The following is a 2,151-nucleotide window of genomic DNA, read 5'->3' on the forward strand; positions in this document are numbered from 1 at the left end:
ACTTCTTCAACCCTGTACACATGATGCCTCTTGTTGAGGTTATCCGTGGCGAGAAAACTAGCGAAGAAACAATCGCTACGACAGTTGCTTACGCTAAAGCAATGGGTAAGACGCCTGTTGTTGTTAACGACTGCCCAGGTTTCCTAGTTAACCGTATCTTGTTCCCATACTTCGGTGGCTTTGCTGCGCTAGTACGTGACGGTGCTGACTTCCAGCGCGTTGATAAGATCATGGAGAAATTCGGTTGGCCTATGGGTCCTGCTTACTTGCTAGACGTTGTAGGTATGGACACAGCTATTCACGCTGGTGAAGTCATGGCTGAAGGCTTCCCTGATCGCATGAAGAATGAGTTCCGTACTGCGATGGAAGTTATGTTTGAAGATGGCCGCTACGGTCAGAAGAACGACAAAGGCTTCTACACTTACGAGCTAGACCGTAAAGGTAAGCAGAAGAAAGTGAAGGACGAAGGCGTTTACGACATGATCAAGCCTGTTGTTCTTAACAACAATGAATTTACAGATGAAGAAATCATCGAGCGTATGATGGTTCCTCTATGTATCGAGACTGTACGTTGTCTTGAAGATGGTATCGTAGAGACTGCAGCAGAAGCTGATATGGGTCTTATCTTCGGTATCGGCTTCCCTCCATTCCGTGGTGGTGCGCTTCGTTACATCGATTCTATCGGCATCGAAGAATTTAATAAGATCGCTGACAAGTATGCTGATCTAGGTGCTCTTTACACTCCAACAGAGGGTATGAGAGAAATGGCTAAAACTGGCAAGAAGTTTTTCGGCTAATCGCTGAAACAGAATCGAACGGAGAATATCTATGAGTCTTAATCCAAAAGATGTCGTCGTCATCGATGCAGTACGTACCCCAATGGGTCGTGCTAAAAATGGCTGTTTCCGCAATGTACGTGCTGAGACACTTTCAGCTACGCTGATTGATGCTATTTTTGATCGTAACGAAAAATTGAACCCTAATGACGTTGAAGACGTAATCTGGGGTTGTGTTAACCAAACAATGGAGCAGGGCTTTAACGTTGCTCGTCAAATTTCATTGTTAACTAAAGTTCCTCACGCTGCTGGCGCTCAAACGGTTAACCGTTTGTGTGGTTCTGCGATGAGTGCAATTCACACAGCTGCACAAGCAATCCAAACCGGTAACGGTGACGTGTTTGTTGTGGGTGGTGTTGAGCACATGGGTCACGTATCCATGACTAAAGGTTTCGACCACAACCCAGCAGCAAGTAAGTACTCTGCAAAAGCATCTAACATGATGGGTCTAACGGCTGAAATGTTAGCTAAAATGCACGGTATTTCACGTGAAATGCAAGATGAGTTTGGCGCGCGTTCACACCGTCTAGCTCACGAAGCTACATTGGAAGGTCGTTTTAAGAACGAAATCGTTCCAGTTGAAGGTCATGATGAGAACGGTTTTAAAGTTCTTATTGAGGACGATGAAACAATCCGTCCAGAAACGACTGCAGAGTCTCTAGGCAAGTTGAAGCCAGCTTTCAACCCTAAAGGCGGTACAGTAACTGCGGGTACGTCTTCACAGCTTACAGATGGCGCAGCAGCAATGTTGTTGATGTCAGCTGAGAAAGCAGAAGAGCTTGGCCTTAAGCCACGTGCTCGTATCGTTTCAATGGCTGTTGCAGGTTGTGATCCAGCTATCATGGGTTACGGCCCAGTTCCAGCAACTAAGAAAGCACTTAAGCGTGCTGGTCTTACCATTGAAGATATCGATTTCTGGGAGCTTAACGAAGCTTTCGCAGGTCAGTCTTTGCCAGTAATGAAAGATCTTAAGTTGCTAGATGTTGCAGAGACTAAAGTTAACCTGAATGGTGGTGCGATCGCTTTGGGTCACCCACTAGGTTGTTCAGGTGCACGTATCTCAACGACTTTGTTGAATGTTCTTGAAGATAAGGGCGGCAAATATGGTGTTTCTACCATGTGTGTAGGTCTTGGTCAGGGCATCTCAACAATTTGGGAACGTCTGTAAGACCATCTTTGATAAGCACGCTCCCAGGAAAATTGCTTAGGCAATAGGAAGTATTCTTCGGGAGTGTGTCTTAATAAGATAAGAAAAAACCGCAGTTTTGGCTGCGGTTTTTTTGTTTTAAGAGGGGGTAGATTTACTTGAGTCGAC

Annotated in this window: 2 protein-coding genes; both read left to right on the forward strand. The window is 45.5% G+C overall.

Annotation, left to right across the window (positions count from 1 at the left end):
* A partial coding sequence (locus A3766_RS26440; protein WP_231883002.1) for a 3-hydroxyacyl-CoA dehydrogenase family protein occupies nt 1-797 on the forward strand: 797 nt, incomplete at its 5' end.
* A gap of 31 nt (nt 798-828) precedes the next feature.
* Nucleotides 829-2,004, forward strand: coding sequence for an acetyl-CoA C-acyltransferase FadA (gene fadA, locus A3766_RS26445; protein ID WP_068509740.1), 1,176 nt, complete (start codon nt 829-831; stop codon nt 2,002-2,004).
* Nucleotides 2,005-2,151 lie beyond the last annotated feature (147 nt).

The organism is Oleiphilus sp. HI0132 (assembly GCF_001635845.1).